The sequence below is a fragment of the Sanguibacteroides justesenii genome (genome assembly GCF_003204205.1).
Lineage (GTDB): Bacteria > Bacteroidota > Bacteroidia > Bacteroidales > Marinifilaceae > Gabonibacter > Gabonibacter massiliensis.
The window spans coordinates 253,044-269,378 of the sequence record NZ_QJPL01000003.1 but is presented as its reverse complement, the minus strand read 5'-3'; the positions used below and the strand labels follow the sequence as shown (position 1 = coordinate 269,378).

At 42.8% G+C, this 16,335-nt stretch carries 13 protein-coding genes and 1 pseudogene; 5 read left to right on the top strand and 9 right to left on the bottom strand.

Annotated features, from left to right (window positions below; translation table 11 throughout):
• Positions 1-33: 33 nt before the first annotated feature.
• The gene (locus tag DMB45_RS06365) at positions 34-1,227 is read right to left on the bottom strand and encodes a GlmU family protein (RefSeq protein WP_041502823.1); all 1,194 of its coding nucleotides are present in this window, start codon (positions 1,225-1,227) and stop codon (positions 34-36) included.
• 223 nt (positions 1,228-1,450) lie between these two features.
• Here DMB45_RS06365 and lon point away from each other — a divergent pair, with 223 nt between their 5' ends.
• Complete coding sequence (lon, locus tag DMB45_RS06360) at positions 1,451-3,865, top strand: endopeptidase La (RefSeq protein ID WP_041502822.1); 2,415 nt, start codon at positions 1,451-1,453, stop codon at positions 3,863-3,865.
• A gap of 53 nt (positions 3,866-3,918) precedes the next feature.
• Here lon and DMB45_RS06355 read toward each other — a convergent pair whose 3' ends face one another.
• Both DMB45_RS06355 and DMB45_RS06350 read right to left on the bottom strand, forming a co-directional pair.
• Positions 3,919-5,052: an AI-2E family transporter gene (locus DMB45_RS06355; protein WP_041505535.1), complete on the bottom strand. Its 1,134-nt coding sequence runs from the start codon at positions 5,050-5,052 to the stop codon at positions 3,919-3,921.
• 151 nt (positions 5,053-5,203) lie between these two features.
• Positions 5,204-5,530: a hypothetical protein gene (locus tag DMB45_RS06350; protein WP_041505534.1), complete on the bottom strand. Its 327-nt coding sequence runs from the start codon at positions 5,528-5,530 to the stop codon at positions 5,204-5,206.
• 212 nt (positions 5,531-5,742) lie between these two features.
• Between DMB45_RS06350 and DMB45_RS06345 the strand changes: the two genes are divergently transcribed.
• From DMB45_RS06345 to DMB45_RS06335, 3 genes are all read left to right on the top strand, one after another.
• Positions 5,743-5,952, top strand: coding sequence for a DUF4492 domain-containing protein (locus DMB45_RS06345; protein ID WP_041502819.1), 210 nt, complete (start codon positions 5,743-5,745; stop codon positions 5,950-5,952).
• Positions 5,953-5,956: 4 nt separating this feature from the next.
• Positions 5,957-7,507 (top strand): cytochrome ubiquinol oxidase subunit I, encoded by a 1,551-nt coding sequence (locus tag DMB45_RS06340; RefSeq protein WP_041502818.1) that lies wholly within the window; start codon positions 5,957-5,959, stop codon positions 7,505-7,507.
• Positions 7,508-7,607: 100 nt separating this feature from the next.
• Complete coding sequence (locus DMB45_RS06335) at positions 7,608-8,726, top strand: cytochrome d ubiquinol oxidase subunit II (protein WP_041502817.1); 1,119 nt, start codon at positions 7,608-7,610, stop codon at positions 8,724-8,726.
• A gap of 107 nt (positions 8,727-8,833) precedes the next feature.
• Here DMB45_RS06335 and DMB45_RS06330 read toward each other — a convergent pair whose 3' ends face one another.
• The 3 genes from DMB45_RS06330 to trxA all read right to left on the bottom strand — a co-directional run bounded on the left by DMB45_RS06330 (position 8,834) and on the right by trxA (position 12,519).
• On the bottom strand, positions 8,834-10,249 hold the full coding sequence (locus DMB45_RS06330) for an amidophosphoribosyltransferase (protein ID WP_041505533.1): 1,416 nt from the start codon (positions 10,247-10,249) through the stop codon (positions 8,834-8,836).
• Between the two features lie 113 nt (positions 10,250-10,362).
• Positions 10,363-12,012 carry a SulP family inorganic anion transporter gene (locus DMB45_RS06325; protein WP_041502815.1) on the bottom strand — a complete coding sequence of 550 codons (1,650 nt, stop codon included), beginning with the start codon at positions 12,010-12,012 and terminating at the stop codon, positions 10,363-10,365.
• Between the two features lie 153 nt (positions 12,013-12,165).
• Positions 12,166-12,519, bottom strand: coding sequence for a thioredoxin (gene trxA / locus DMB45_RS06320; protein WP_041502814.1), 354 nt, complete (start codon positions 12,517-12,519; stop codon positions 12,166-12,168).
• A 102-nt stretch (positions 12,520-12,621) separates the two neighbouring features.
• Between trxA and DMB45_RS06315 the strand changes: the two genes are divergently transcribed.
• On the top strand, positions 12,622-12,996 hold the full coding sequence (locus DMB45_RS06315; RefSeq protein ID WP_041502813.1) for a YccF domain-containing protein: 375 nt from the start codon (positions 12,622-12,624) through the stop codon (positions 12,994-12,996).
• Positions 12,997-13,068: 72 nt separating this feature from the next.
• On the opposite strand, the gene DMB45_RS06310 is transcribed toward DMB45_RS06315, so the two are convergent.
• The 3 genes and pseudogenes from DMB45_RS06310 to DMB45_RS06300 form a co-directional block, all read right to left on the bottom strand.
• Positions 13,069-13,575 carry a TlpA family protein disulfide reductase gene (locus DMB45_RS06310; protein ID WP_041502812.1) on the bottom strand — a complete coding sequence of 169 codons (507 nt, stop codon included), beginning with the start codon at positions 13,573-13,575 and terminating at the stop codon, positions 13,069-13,071.
• 118 nt (positions 13,576-13,693) lie between these two features.
• Positions 13,694-14,134 (bottom strand): annotated as a pseudogene (locus DMB45_RS06305) (lipocalin family protein); the annotation flags it as partial.
• Positions 14,135-14,236: 102 nt separating this feature from the next.
• Positions 14,237-16,324, bottom strand: a complete 2,088-nt coding sequence (locus DMB45_RS06300) for a type IA DNA topoisomerase (RefSeq protein ID WP_041502811.1) — start codon at positions 16,322-16,324, stop codon at positions 14,237-14,239.
• Positions 16,325-16,335: the final 11 nt, after the last annotated feature.

Genomic DNA, 16,335 nt, shown 5'->3' with positions numbered 1-16,335 from the left:
AGTCGCTTATTTTTTAATAAGCGACTTTTTTTACTATTTAAACGTCCTGAATTCACGGGTATCTTCGAAGACTCGATCGATAATACGTTTTTCCACGTCATCGAAAACTTTTCCCCGTCTTTTCATCACAGCTTCTGCCGTAACCGTAAATTGACGCATTTGATGCTCTACAAAACCGGAAGCCCCTCCCCAGGAAAAAGAAGGGATAAAATTCCTCGGAAAATCGGAACCGAAAATGTTAGCCCCGACACCTACAACGGTTCCCGTATTAATCATCGTATTGATTCCCATTTTCGAATGATCCCCCATGATTAAACCGCAAAACTGCAAACCCGTTTTCCGAAAATGCCGGGTGTCGTAATCCCACAGCTTAACCTCTACATACGTGTTCTTCAAATTGGAATTATTCGTATCCGCACCCAAATTACACCACTCGCCTATAACCGAATTTCCCAAAAAACCATCATGCGCTTTATTGGAATACCCGATAAACACGACATTATTCAATTCCCCGCCGCATTTGCAGTAAGGCCCCAAAGTCGTTGCTCCATAGACCTTCGCTCCCATATTTAATACAGCATGCTCACACATGGCCAATGGCCCCCGGATCAATACTCCCTCCATGATTTCCGCTTCCTTACCTATGTACACCGGTCCGCCGTCCGTATTAATCGTCGCGTACCGGACAACAGCCCCCTCTTCCAAAAAGACAGGATACTTTCCGTGTACCCGTACGCTATCTTCCAAAATAGCGCTCTTTCTCCCCTTTGTCAACAAATCGAAATCAAGAAGTAATTCCCCGGCATTATAAGCAAAAACATGGTAAGGATAAATTATCCTCGTGCATTCTCCCGAATATTCCAGGGAACGGAACGCGGCGAACTCCTCTTTTCTTAACCTATCAGCCACCTGTTTACCGCCTCGCACGGCAATCACGACTCCCTGTTCTCCGAGCAACAAATCATTCGATTCCAAACGACGAACAGCAGCAACCAGGTCCGCGTTTGCACATACGGAGGCATTTATCCACAAATTATCATCCTCCGTCCGCAAGGGATATTTCTCCTGAAGATAATCACTTGTTAAATAGGAAACGGAGTTATTCAACCTTCTTTCCCACTTCTCTCTGAGCGTGAGAATACCTACCCGAATCTCGGAAACCGGACGGGTCAAGGTAAGAGGCCTTAACGTACTCCAACTTTTATCATCAAATAAAATGGTATTCATTCGTATTGTCTAATTATTCTATGACAAAAATAACAATTGCTTCCATTACTTCCCGTATTACAGGAAAAAATCTTTGGCACAGGAATTGCCCTGTATAGAATCGTCTCAATTCAAATGAATCGTTGACAAAATGTCAGTCATTCGTTTTTATCACAAACGAGACAGAAGGTGAAGAGGAGTGTAAATACAAAAAACAACTAAAAAGGAAGATAAGGAGATCATAATGAACGAAATAAACTTAGACGACATACTATCGGAAAATATACAGGAAGAACATCAGGACTTATTACAGATATTAGGAGATGAAAAAGAATTGCTGAACGATTCGATCAATATACCTGACACACTGCCAATATTACCGCTTCGGAACACCGTGTTGTTCCCGGGTGTAATTATTCCCATCAATATCGGCAGGGAAAAATCCCTGAAACTGATCAAATATGCTTACAAACAAAGCGCCATGATCGGGGTGATCGCCCAAAAAGACACCAACACGGAAAACCCGGCACAAAGCGACCTGTATTCTATCGGTACCGCCGCATCCGTTTTGAAAATATTAGAGATGCCGGATGGAACAACAACGGCAATCATTCAGGGGAAAAGAAGATTCCAGTTGGAGGATATCCTGTACGATGAGCCCTATCACGTGGGGAAAATTATAGTAAAAACGGAAGAAGTTCTATCTAAAAACGATGAAGAATACAATGCTATTTCCGACTCGTTGAAAGAGATGGCTATGAAAATCGTAAAGTATTCCAGCAATATTCCCAATGAAGCCGGCTTCGCGTTGAAAAACATCGAAAGCATGCTTTTCCTGATCAATTTTATCTCATCCAATACGGACATTGACTATCGAAACAAACAGGAACTGCTGGAGATTGACAGCATAAAAGAACGGGCGATAAAACTGTTGGAATTGCTGAGTAAACAGGTCAGCATTTTAGAGTTGAAGAATGATATCCAGAAAAAAGTAAAATTCGATCTGGATAAACAACAACGGGAATATTTCCTGCATCAGCAAATGAAGACCATTCAGAACGAATTGGGTGGGAATTCCGTTGATGATGATATTCAGGAACTGGAAGAAGCAGCCAAAAAGAAAGATTGGGGGAAAAACATCCAGGAATTCTTTGAAAAAGAACTACAGAAATTACGAAGACAGAATCCTTCCATGCCGGATTATTCCGTGCAACTGAATTATTTGAAAGAATTAACCGAGTTACCGTGGAACCACTATTCGGAAGATAACTTCGACTTGCAGAAGGCTTCGGAAATATTAGACAGCGATCACTACGGCCTGGAAAAAGTAAAAGAACGAATCCTCGAATACTTAGCCGTATTGAAATTAAAGGGAGACATGAAATCTCCGATCATCTGTCTGTACGGCCCCCCGGGAGTAGGAAAAACTTCTTTAGGAAAATCCGTAGCCAGGGCTTTAAACCGGGAATTCGTCAGGATGTCGTTAGGAGGACTGCACGATGAATCGGAAATCCGCGGGCACCGTCGTACCTACATCGGAGCCATGCCTGGACGGATCATTCAGGGAATAAAAAAAGCCGGGACCTCAAATCCCGTGTTCATTTTGGACGAGATCGACAAAGTCGGACAGGACTTTAGAGGAGACCCCCAATCCGCCCTCTTGGAAGTATTGGATCCGGAACAAAATTCAACTTTCCACGACAACTACTTAGACGTGGATTACGATCTGTCCAAAGTGATGTTTATCGCAACGGCAAATGATATTTCCACCATAGCTCCGCCTCTACGCGACCGAATGGAGATGATCGAGGTTAGTGGTTATCTGATGGAGGAAAAAATTGAAATTGCCAAACGGCATTTGATCCCGAAACAGTTAACCAATCACGGGGTAAAAGCAGAAGAGGTAGAATTTAGCGATACTATTTTAAATTACATCATCGATAAGTATACCCGGGAATCCGGAGTACGCAATCTGGATAAAACATTAGCTAAAATTATGCGTCAGGTGGCCAAACACGTCGCCCTTGATCCCACTTTCTCGATAAAGCTCTCCAAAGAAAGCGTAAAAGAATACCTGGGGACTCCCATATTCACGCGAGAAGAGTACCAAGGGAACGAGTTGCCGGGTGTCGTTACGGGATTGGCATGGACAGCTGTCGGTGGAGAAATCCTTTATATCGAATCCAGTATCAGCAAAGGGAAAGGGATGTTAACCATGACCGGCAGCTTGGGAGAAGTCATGAAAGAATCCGCCACCTTGGCCTTAGAATATATTAAATCGCACGCGGAAGAATTAAACATAGACACCGCATCTATCGAAGAGCATAATATCCATATACATGTTCCTGCCGGAGCTGTCCCTAAAGATGGCCCTTCCGCCGGAATTACCATGGTAACCTCTTTAGCGTCTTCCCTCACGGGAAGAAAAGTAAAAAAAGCGTTAGCTATGACCGGAGAGATTACTCTTCGCGGCAAAGTGTTACCCGTCGGAGGAATCCGCGAAAAAATCTTAGCCGCCAAACGAGCCGGTATTAAAGAAGTCATCCTGTGCCACGAGAACAAAAAAGACATCGATGAAATAAAGAAAGAATATATCAAAGGTATTAAATTCCATTTCGTCGATCATATACGGGAAGTTTTACAAATTGCCTTACTCTAAAATAGAAACGGCCTTTCCGGGTGGAAAGGCCGTTCTTATTTCTTCACGACTCTTTACCCCTCCTCATGTCGCACTCCATTTTCATCATTCAATCCCTTCGTAAGAGTCTTCACTAACTTATATTTATTGAAAAATTCACCAAGAATCACCCTCAAAACCGTATAACCCGGAATCGCCAATATCATACCCGGAATACCGGCAATGCTACCGGCTATCAAAATCACAAGAAAGATCTCCAACGGATGGGCATGGACACTGTTCCCGTATATCAAAGGCTGCAATACCGTGTTATCAATCAATTGAGTAACAGAGAACACAATCGCCATGTATACAAGTAAAGGAAACAGCGCCGTATAAAAATCCATATCAAGATGCGTGGCTATTCCCACAACCAACCCAAAAACAGCGCCGATCAAAGGGCCGATATAAGGGATCACGTTTGTAATTCCCGTCACCAAACCGATCACCACCGCGGTATTAAATTTCAGTCCCACGATGGAAAGCCCAAGGATGTTCAATCCCATCACAATGATCACTTCGAAGATAATACCTACAAAATAACGAACGAGCAATTTCTGAATAGAATCCAACGCTTTTTTCGTTCCTTCCTCGTATTGAGTGGGTACAACAGCCAAAAGCATTCTGGAAAACAGCTTGCTATCTTTCAGAAAGAAGAAAGTAATGAAAGAGATTGAAAACAGGGCGATAAAAATGCCGCTGATCGTCCCCGCCAATGAACCGAACAAATTTTTAACCCTGCTAACATCCACCAAAGAACTTAAGTTTTTCTCAATATAATCTTTTATATCCTGATCGTTATCGATAATACCAAAATGCTTCAAACCGCACTCCGCATCCGCTAACGGAGCATCAAGCTGATTCACTATATTGGCAATGCTCAGATCACTCAACGACTGAAATTCCTGACTCGCCATAGGAATAACCGTATAAAAGAAAAGAATAAAAACCACCCATATACACACTAAGGTCACAGCAGCCTTCAATGAATCGGAAAGAGCGTATCCCCGTATTTTTATACGACCTAACAAATCTATAATCGGCCTTCCGAGAAAAGAGATCACCACAGAAACCAAAATATAGGCAATAATGGACGAAAAGTACCAACACAGAAATGCTATGATGGCTAAAATTATCCCTCCTAAAAGATATTTCCCTAAACTATTCATATCTCACTTTCCATTTATTCTATCTTTATACGAAACAAAATTAGATAAATTAATCGGTCCTTTCCCTCTTTTTACCATTTTTCCGTCATTTCGATAATGTGATGTTTACGAATAATCAACATTCCATGGCGATCTCCCGTTATTCCCGGAGCTAACCTGTAAGGCAACACAGGCTTGTTACCTTCCCTCCGGGTCGGAAATAAACAAAATTCACATTCGCACAATCCTTTTTTAAATCTTCCCCGGCGTTTTTGGTGTTTCGGTCAAATGCCTTCGTAAGAACCGACGTACCGTCATATACATCCTTTACATTCGTACCGCGGAACAATTCATCGAAAATAACAACCACACCAGAACGACGACTTACCTGGTCCACGCTCTCTCTCTTCGGGAAAAACAAACCCGATACTTTTCGCAACCCTTCCAACTGAAATATTAACATCCAACCTATAATTACCTCCGAAATCTCCCTCTTCATTGTAAATCTAAAAATTAATTACTTGATATCAAAATCTATTTACAGTCGAATTCAAGCGGTTAAGATAAACAGACCGAATCGCGAACACTTTTCCATCCTATAAAAACTATCTATCGGCACATAAATAAATATTATTAACAATAAGAATATTATATTAGAAAACATTTTTATCTTTATTACGTTTTTAAGTTATTATAAACTCATTTTCGATTATGCTGAAAAAAGTTTGGAGGTTATACTACGACGGATTTAAAAATATGCCCCGATGGGGAAGAAATCTATGGCTGATCATTTTAATCAAGCTATGTATCATGTTTTTAGTGCTCAAACTATTTTTTATGCCCAATTACTTAAATTCTAATTACGATACTTTTCAAGAAAAAAGTGATCATGTATTTGAAGAATTAACCACAAAACCTTAACATTATGTTCTTTCACCTAACAACAACTTCTTTAGTGGAATGGTCACGTTGGCAATTTGCCATGACCGCGATCTACCATTACATGTTTGTTCCGTTAACATTAGGATTAGCCTTAATGCTTGCCGTTATGGAAACCATCTGGGTTCGTACAGGAGATCAACGCTGGTTAGATGCGACTAAGTTCTGGATGAAACTTTTCGGAATCAACTTTGCTATTGGCGTAGCTACCGGCCTAATCTTAGAATTTCAGTTCGGAACCAACTGGTCGAACTACTCCTGGTTCGTGGGGGATATATTCGGGGCTCCACTCGCTATCGAGGGGATCCTCGCTTTCTTCTTGGAATCGACCTTCGTTGCCGTCATGTTCTTTGGATGGAACCGGGTCAGCAAACGTTTCCACCTGCTTTCCACATGGATGGTTTTTGTAGGGGCAAATATTTCCGCCCTGTGGATATTAGTTGCCAATGCCTGGATGCAAAATCCGGTCGGCATGGAATTTAACCCGTTGACAGCCCGGAACGAAATGGATAATTTCTGGGCCGTACTTTTATCTCCGACGGCCATAAGCAAGTTTTTCCACACGGTAACTTCCGCTTATACCCTCTCGGCCTGTTTTGTCGTGGGGATCAGCGCTTGGTTTATATTGAAAAAAAGACATCTCGAATTTGCCCGTAAAAGTATAATTTTAGCTTCCGTCTTCGGACTGATCAGTATACTTATTACCATTTATACCGGTGATTCCAGTGCTCAGGACGTGACAAAAACACAACCCATGAAATTAGCCGCAATGGAAGGCTTAAACGAAGGAGGACGAGGTGCCGGGTTAACCGTTATCGGCCTTCTGACCGATGATCCGGCACTACCGACGACTCGCATGAAAAAAGTTTCGTACGGAATCCATATCCCCCGGATGCTATCGTTTTTGGGATACCACAAAGGAGACGCCTACATTCCCGGTATTCAGAACATTCTGGACGGATACACTTCGGAAGAGGGTAAGACCTATCCTTCGATCGAACAGCGTATGGCTAACGGGCGCATGGCCATTCAGGCTTTGAAAGATTATAAGCAAGCCGTAAAAGAAAACAATCCGATTGCAGCAGACAGTACTTTAAAGTTATTCAGGGCTAACTACGCGGACTTCGGATATGGCTATCTTAATTCCCCGTACGATACGATCCCTTCTGTTCCCCTCGTATTTTACAGTTTCCGTATCATGGTGGGGTTAGGCATGTTATTCGTTCTTTTATTCGTTCTTTCACTTTGGTACGCTAAAAAAAGAAAATTCGATAAATTCAAAGTCATACCCTACCTGGCTCTCGCTTGTGTTCCTTTGGCTTACGTGGCTTCGCAATGCGGATGGATCGTTGCCGAGGTCGGACGCCAGCCTTGGGTCGTACAAAATCTTTTACCTACCAACGTGGCCGTAACTAAAATTACGTCCAACTGGGTGATAACGACGTTCTGGATGTTTGCCATACTCTTCACGATACTACTCATTGCCGAACTGAGAATCATGGGAAAACAGATTAAAAAAGGGCCGGAAACAGATTAAATGATTTAGTGATTCAATCATCGAAATCTTTAATCACAGAATCACCCAATCAGTAAATCTCAGAATTATTAAATCTAAAATTGTAAATCATAAATCGTAAATGAATATGGAATTTTTACAACATTATTGGTGGATTTTAATATCGTTACTCGGCGGATTGCTGGTATTCCTGTTATTCGTCCAAGGAGGACAAACCCTACTATACACGATAGCCAAAACAGAAGACGAACGAAATTTACTCGTCAATAGTCTTGGCCGGAAATGGGAATTCACGTTCACGACCTTAGTCGTATTCGGAGGTGCTTTTTTTGCCAGTTTCCCTCTCTTCTATTCAACGAGTTTCGGCGGAGCTTATCTCGCGTGGATGGTCGTACTTTTCTGCTTCGTCATGCAAGCCGTCTCTTACGAATACCGTAGGAAAGCGGGTAATCTATTGGGAGAAAAAACATATAATGTCTTTTTGATCATTAATGGAGTCATCGGGACCATCTGTATCGGGGCGGTAGTAGGTTCCTTCTTCACGGGTAATCCCTTTTCATTGGGAGTGATGAATGACGTAACCTGGATGAGTCCTTGGCGAGGGATAGAAGTACTATTCAACATTGCCAATCTCTGTTTGGGATTCGCCATTTTTTTCTTGGCTCGCACTTTAGCAGCCCTCTATTTTATTAATAATATCGACCATCCGACCATTTTCAACAGAAGCCGGAAACAAGTCCTTTATAACGCGGTCCCGTTTGTCGTGCTCTTGTTGGCGTTTCTTGCCATTATTTTATTAAGTAAGGGTTATGCCATCGCGGAAAACGGAGAGATCGTTCTCGTGCAATACAAATACTTCCATAATCTGATCGAGATGCCTGTCAACACGATCATTCTTTTGGTCGGAGTTGCAGGAGTCCTTTTCGGTATCGTCAAAACATTGTTCTCGGAGAAATGGAATAAAGGGATATGGTTCTCGGGCATAGGAATCGTTTTGGCTGTAATTGCCCTGTTCATTCTGGCGGGTTTCAACAACACGGCTTTCTATCCGTCGTATACCGACCTAAACTCTTCCCTAACCATATATAAGGCCTCCTCATCCCATTATACGCTGAAAGCCATGTCATATGTCTCCCTGATATCGCCTTTCGTGATCGCGTATATTTTCTATGCTTGGAGAGCATTGAATAAAAAACAGATCGATTTGAAAGATATACAGGAAGATCATCACGCGTATTAATCTTTGCAAATTGTAGATTGTAAATCTAAAAAAATTGGTATTCGATTTACAATCTACAATTTACAATCTAAAATCGCCAATCCTTTTAATCATTGAATAATTATAGATTACAGATACGACGAATTGTCCCAGCAATGCGTGCAAAGATCCTCTTTCGGAATGCCGATGGCTTTTACCAGATCATCCAAACGCTGGAACTTCAACGAATCCAATCCCAAATGTTGTGCCATCACCTCCAGCATCTTTTTATATTGCACCGAATCGGGATCGGTATAAGGTTTCAGAATCTCTTCCGTCAGATCGGAGGTCCCCTCCAGATCGCGGATTACCCGACGGGTAAACAAATCGAAATTTGAGCGGGAAGATGAAAAATTCAGAAAGACACAAGGGTAAACCAACGGAGGACAAGCGATCCGCATATGTATCTCTTTCACCCCGCATTCCCGCAATTTGACGACATTATCCTTCAACTGAGTGCCGCGAACAATAGAGTCATCCAAAAATAAAATCCTGGCTCCTTTTGTAAAAGCCTCGTTCGGCAACAATTTCATCTTAGCGACCAAATCCCGCATACTTTGATTTTGCGGCATAAAACTACGCGGCCACGTGGGCGTGTACTTCACGAAAGGACGCTTGTACGGAATCTTCCGGGCATTGGAATAACCTATGGCATGGCCTACTCCGGAATCAGGAATACCTGCCGCAAAATCTACCTCCACGTTATCATGCGCGGCAATAGCGGCCCCGCAACGATAACGGGCATCCTCCACGTTAATTCCCTCGTAATATGAAGAGGGATAGCCGTAGTATACCCAAAGAAAAGAACAAATCTGTTTCCTGCAACCCGGTGTTGTCACCTGAGTAATACCGTCCCGACTGATTTGTATCGCTTCCTTAGGTTCTAAATCCCGTACAATCGTGTAACCTAAATTGGTAAAAGAAGAACTTTCACTCGCCACCACATAACCGTTATCGTTCTTTCCCAAAATAATCGGGGTACGACCATACTTATCCCGGGCGGCATAAATTCCGGTTTCCGTCAAAATCAAAAAAGAACAGGACCCCTTTACCCGGCTATACACGTTCTCAATTCCTTCTTTGAACGTGTTTCCCGTATTAATAAGCATGGCCACCGCTTCCGTTTGGTTGACGGTAGAGCTCGAAAGCTCTGCAAAATGCTTCTTTTCACTCAAAAAACATTTTTCAATCTCATCCAAATTATCTATCCTCCCCACAACTACAACGGAAAAACGTCCCAAATGGGAAATCACCGTAATCGGCTGAGATTCCATATCGCTAATTACCCCGATCCCCAAAGAAGAACCCTTGAATTTATCCAACTCCGGTTCGAACTTATTCCGGAAATAAGCACTTTCCAAACTATGGATAGAACGGGTAAACTCCTGCCCGTTGTAAAAAGCCATTCCGGCTCTCTTCGTTCCTAAATGAGAATGATAGTCCGTGCCGTAAAAAACATCAGCAACACACTCTTTGCGAGAAACGCACCCAAAAAATCCACTCATAAATTATCGTCATAAATTAATTCGTACGCAAAAATATAATAATTTTCGAAGAGAAAATAAGATTGCGATAAAAGAAAAAGCCGTTCTGGTTTTTGTCCCGAACGGCTTTTCCGTTATTTTGCCTCAACCATTGCAAGAGCGGCTTTCAGAGCAAGATCAAATTTAGGATAAATTTGTTCTTCCCCTATCTGCCGTCCGATACCGTTTTTAAGTAAATCTTTTCTTACCTGCTCATTTACCCCGGACAATATAATCCGTGTTCCCTCTTTCGTCAGTTGAGATATCGTTTCCGTTAAATTTTTCAATGCAGTCGTATCCACGAAAGGCACATGCCTCATCCGGATAATCAATACCTGATAACGGACTCCCATCATCCGGATCGTCTCACAATAAGTCTTGGCCGAACCGAAAAAGAACGGGCCGCTAATCTCGTATATCCCTACACCGGAAGGAATATCTTTATAATTCTCCAAAACATCCTGATCCATATTTCCCGTTCCGGTAATATCCCTCGGGGCATTATCAGCCATACGCTTCATAAACAACAAGGCCGCTAAAACCACACCGATCTCGATGGCAACGGTCAGATCGACCAAAACAGTTAAAAAGAAGGTTACCAAAAGTATGACTATATCGAAATAGGAGGCTTTCAATACGGAACGGAAAGACCGCCACTCACTCATATTATAAGAAACGACAATTAATATTCCCGCCAAACAAGACATCGGAATCAAAGAGGCCCACTTTCCGAAAAAAAGCATGATCAATAGTAAAACCACTGCATGTATCATCCCCGCCACCGGAGTCCGTCCCCCGTTTTTCACATTGGTAGCCGTACGGGCAATAGCACCCGTGGCCGGAATGCCCCCGAACAGAGGAGCCACGATATTGGCCGCCCCTTGGGCGATCAATTCCGTATTGGATCGGTGATGTCCCCCGATCATACCGTCGGCCACCACGGCCGAAAGCAACGATTCAATAGCTCCCAAAATAGCGATCGTAAAAGCCGGTTGCACGTAATGAGCCAAATTAGCGAAATCCAATGAAGGAATCGTCGGGGCAAAGTTACAAGAAATCTCGCCATACAAGGTTCCGATTGTCGTCACCGGAAGAGAAAAAATGGCGACCACAGGTGTAACGAGCAGTATAGCCACAAAAGAACCCGGAATTTTAGTAGTCAATTTCGGCATGTATACCGCTATTAAAACGGTCACGACCGTTATGATGACAGCATACCAGTTGATCGTATGTATATGATCGATATAACAGGCCCATTTCCCGACAAAACCGCTCGGAACATCCGTTAATGTAAGTCCCAAAGCATTGGATATCTGGGTCGAAAAAATAACCACCGCAATACCGGAAGTAAAACCGACAATCAACGGATGAGGTATAAATTTAAGCAGCGTCCCCAGCCGCAACATCCCGAACCCGATCATAATGATTCCGGCCAACATGGTGGCAATAATCATCCCGTCCATACCGTAATCATTCACGATGCCGTAAACGATCACGATGAATGCACCCGTCGGTCCCCCGATTTGTACCCGGCTACCACCCAAGAAAGAAATAATAAATCCAGCGATAATGGCAGTCATCACCCCCTTTTCCGGAGAAACACCGGAAGCCACGGCAAAAGCGATGGCTAACGGCAAAGCCACAATCCCGACAACAATACCCGCTAAAACATCTTTCGACAAGTTCTTTTTGACAGAACCATCTTTAATCAATCCGAATAATTTCGGATCAAACACTTTTTCCATATCAAATACCCTTTAATAAAAACGCACAAAGGTAAAAAAATAAATACATTTGAAGGTATTTGAAATAAAGAATCATAAAAATCCGAAGAGAAGCCTTTTACAGCTTCTCTTCGGGATCTTCGGTATAATGTAACAAATAAATCTTCTAAGTTATTATAAATTAAAAACTTTCTGAAACAACTCCTTAAACTGAGCTTTCGACATCGCACCGCTCGCCACTTGAGGTTGAGCATCCACCGGAACGAACATCAACGTCGGAATACTGCGAATATTAAAAGCAGCGGCCAATTCATTCTCAATATCACTATCTACCTTATAAAAATCTATCTTATCCTTGTACTCCTCCTGCAATTCGTCCAATATCGGGGCTATAGCCTTACAAGGTCCGCACCAGGTTGCGTAAAAATCAACCAAAACAGGGTGCTTTCCTTTAAACTCATACGATTCTTTATTTTGATAATCAAACACTTTTTGTTTAAAACTATCCTTTGTCAAATGCTCTATCATATCCCTCTGTTTTTAAATACATGATCTATTCTCTACAAATGATACGTTTCCCTGCCAAAATTGTTACCTTTATTTTATTTTTGCCTTCTAAAAACAAACGTTATGAAAATCTTGGGAAATATTATTTGGATCGTTTTCGGCGGATTGGTTATCGCGTTGGAATATTTTACCTCAAGCGTAATACTTTTTATCACCATCATCGGAATTCCTTTCGGGCTGCAAACCCTTAAATTAGGCGTATTGGCCCTCTGGCCATTCGGTAGTCAAGTTATAGACATTCCCCATAGTAACGGATGCCTGTCCCTTCTCATGAATATCATTTGGTTTTTCATCGGCGGCATATGGATATGCCTTTCACATCTTTGTTGGGGCATTGTTTTTTGTTTAACGATTATCGGTATACCTTTCGGGCTACAACATTTCAAATTGGCCGGATTAGCACTTTCCCCCTTCGGTCACGAAATTATAAACAAGTAAAAAAGGGATTGCCCTACAAGCAATCCCTCCATAAAAACAAAGCCCATTTTGATACATCCCAAAGGCTTCTTTCTATTTTATTCCTTTCAAAGCTTCCAAAGTTTTCAATGTTGCCGGATCAGAAGGACGAGTCATATCGAGATTCAATATTTTCCCCTCCTTATCCAACAGGATAAAACGAGGGATCGTCCGTACCCGATAAGCATTCATAAAAGCCCGGTCGCCACCTGTATGCAACTGAACACCGCCTAACTTCTGATCTTTCACCATCTTTTCCCAATCCGCTTTATTCTGATCGCATGAGATACTCACGAAAACAATATTCTTATCATGCATCTTTTTCTCCAACTCTTTCAAATGCGGCAACTCCTGCCGGCAAGGCGGACACCAAGTAGCCCAAATATCAATGTAAACATACTTGCCCTTCAAATCGCTTAAAGAAACCTCTTTTCCATTGATATCATAGTATTTGAACACGGGAGAGACATCTCCTGCCTTCAACTCTTTTTTCTCTTGAGCCCCGACCGTAGTGAAAAACAAACATGCACATAAACATGCCAATAAATATCTCAATGCCATACTTTTCTATTTTAGCGTTTTAAAATGATAGTCAAATTTAAATCATTTACGGCAAAAACCGATCACATTCAACGGATTTAAGATAGATTTAATACTTCCGTTTCTCGTTGAAGTTCTCTTACTGGTTGATATAGATGAGCTTCCCCGTATCATAACCGCGATTTACCGCCTTCGTCAACAATTTTTTAAGCTTATTATCAGGTAATTTCGGGGTCCGACTCAAAATCCATAAATACTTGTCGGAAGAGCTTCCGATTAAAACAGAGGAGTACTCCTCGTCTAACTCCAAAATAAAATAATCGGAATAAAAAAACCAGAAAAAAGAGACTTTTAACTTTCCGGGTTCATCCGGATCCGGCATCTTGGCCTTTCCCCGGGCTTCATGCAACCGTCCGTCCTTATAACCGCTGTTTATAACCTCGATTTTTCCATCGTCACATAAAGAATAAACTGCCGTCACCCGATCCAATCCCCGTTCGAAACGATGATCAAAACGGGCTATTTCATACCACTTACCCATGTAACGAGTCAATTCCAGCTCTTTTACCACATGCGTATCCACTTTAGGGCATTTTCCATTGTTTTCTACACGATATGTCATAATCCGCGTTATTTAATATGTACGAATTATAACGCAAGATGCCATCCCTTGGTTACCGAACTATTTTTTATCGATCACTATTTTACAAAATTCATCCAAACGAAGAGTTCCGCTGAACGCATTACCCTCAGCGTCTTTAAAACCGGACAACACCCCGGTTTTACCTTTTAGCACTATGGACTCCACCTGTTTTTGGGTTATTTTTTTCCCTTGAATCTCCATCGGTATCAGGAAATCACAGGATTTTTTATAGAGAGAACATCCCCAAGCTGTACGTCCCTTAATAATCTCACCATTACCGCATTTGGGACATTTCAAAACAAGTGGGATCTGTTCCTTTACGGGCTTCCCGGCCACTTTCTCTTCTTCTGTCTCCACGGCAATCGCTTTCCGGCGAGCGCACTTCACCTCATGGATAACCTCGTTGACCATCACCTTTAACTCCTCCATGAAATCCGTAACACGATAAGATCCCTCTTCGATCATCCGAAGTTTCTTCTCCCATTGTCCGGTCAATTCGGCGGATTTCAACAGTCCGTTCTGGATCGTATCGATCAGTTCGATTCCCGTAAGCGTAGCTACCAACCGCTTTTTATCTTTTCGGATATAACGGCGTTTCAACAAGGTTTCTATAATACCGGCCCGGGTTGAAGGGCGTCCTATTCCGTTTTCCTTCATCAAATCTCTCAGCTCCTCGTCTTCGACCTGTTTCCCCGCTGTCTCCATAGCCCGCAACAAATCCGCTTCGGTAAAGTATTTCGGCGGTTGCGTCTCTTTTTCCTGTAGTTCCGGATGATGGACTCCCCGTTCCCCCACTTCATATGCAGGCAAAACATTTTCATCACTCTGCTTATTGGAAGCTGTCGGAAAAAGCACTCTCCAAGCGGGAACCACAATCTGTTTGCCCGTGGCCTTAAACTCATGCTCTCCCACAACTGCCATCACCGTTGTATTGGCCACTTCACAATCCGGATAAAAAACGGCAATAAAACGACGGGCAACCAGATCAAATACCCGTTTCTCATCGGGAGTCATATCGTAACTGAATACGCCGGTAGGGATAATAGCATGGTGATCCGTGATCTTTTTATCATTAAAAACTTTCCCTGATTTTCGAATCTTCCCTCCGTTCAATACCGGTTGTACCACGGCCTCATAAGGCTTCAATCCCTTCAATATAGTAGGAACTTTAGGGTAGATATCGTTAGGTAAAAAATTGGTGTCCACGCGAGGATAAGTCGTTAACTTCTTCTCGTAAAGCGATTGAATGATTTTTAACGTGGCATCCGCGGAGAATGCGAATTTACGATTACACTCCACCTGCAATAAGGTGAGATCGAACAATTTCGGCGGATGCTCCATTGCTTTTTTCCGTTCCACGCTCGCGATTTCCAACTCCAACGGCTCTATCTCCTTCAAAAAAGCCTCAGCTTGGGATTTATCCGTAAACCGTCCTTTCGTGTTGGCGAACCATCCCCCTCTGTAATCCGTACGTACCTCCCAGTAGGTTTCGGGTTTAAACCGCTCAATCGCCTTCTGGCGCTCCACGATCAAAGCCAAGGTAGGAGTCTGGACCCGGCCGATCGAGAAAACCCCTTTACCGTCTCCATATTTTAACGTGTAGGCCCGGGTCGCATTCATTCCCAACAACCAGTCTCCGATCGCTCTTGCCGATCCGGCAGCATATAACGTATCGAAATCGGCAGCATCCATTAATTTCTCAAACCCTTCCCGAATGGCCTCTTCCGTTAAAGAAGAGATCCACAACCGTTTCATCGGAACCCCGCATTTGGCTTTCGTCAATACCCAACGTTGAATCAACTCTCCCTCCTGCCCGGCATCCCCGCAATTAATGACCATTTCGGCCTTCCCCACCAACTCTTCAATAACGGCAAATTGTTTCTTGATACCCTCGTCCTCTATCAACTTAATCCGAAACGTCGAAGGGATCATCGGCAAATAAGTCATATTCCACTGCTTCCATTTGTCCGTGTACTCATGCGGTTCCTGCAAAGAACAAAGGTGTCCGAACGTCCAAGTCACACAATAGTCATTCCCTTCGAAATAACCGTTTCGACGTACTTTCGCTCCCAACACGGTAGCAATCTCCTTTGCGACACTGGGTTTTTCCGCTATACAAAGCTTCATGAAATAGGATT